General features: G+C 72.2%; 1 protein-coding gene. It reads right to left on the reverse strand.

Annotation, left to right across the window (positions count from 1 at the left end; genetic code table 11):
* Positions 1 to 204, reverse strand: a 204-nt coding sequence (locus tag HKX41_10945; GenBank protein ID NNC24647.1) for a hypothetical protein, incomplete at its 3' end; no start/stop codon positions are given.
* Positions 205 to 313 lie beyond the last annotated feature (109 nt).

A 313-nucleotide genomic window follows, 5' to 3' on the forward strand; every position in this document is an offset into this window, starting at 1 on the left:
CGGATTGTCCTGCGCCGGCAGCGCGCGATAGGCGATGCGCGGGTAGACGGTGCGGGCGACGATCACGCTCGGGTCGGTATGGGTGGTGGTACCGGGCTCGGCCGCCTGCGCCGCGGGCACAGCGGCGACGGCGAGCGTCAGCGCTGCGAACGTGGATGCGCAGCGGCGGGAGAGCGGGGCGACGCGAACGGTGGCGGGGGACATGACGGACTCCGAGACGGGGAAGCTCGAAACGCCGGCGGCGGGGCAGGCGCGGCCGGCGGAAGTTCCCACGCCAATCCCGTGCCAACTTCGCAAGCGATTGATCCCAAAG

Source organism: Salifodinibacter halophilus (assembly GCA_012999515.1).
Lineage (GTDB): Bacteria > Pseudomonadota > Gammaproteobacteria > Nevskiales > Salinisphaeraceae > Salifodinibacter > Salifodinibacter halophilus.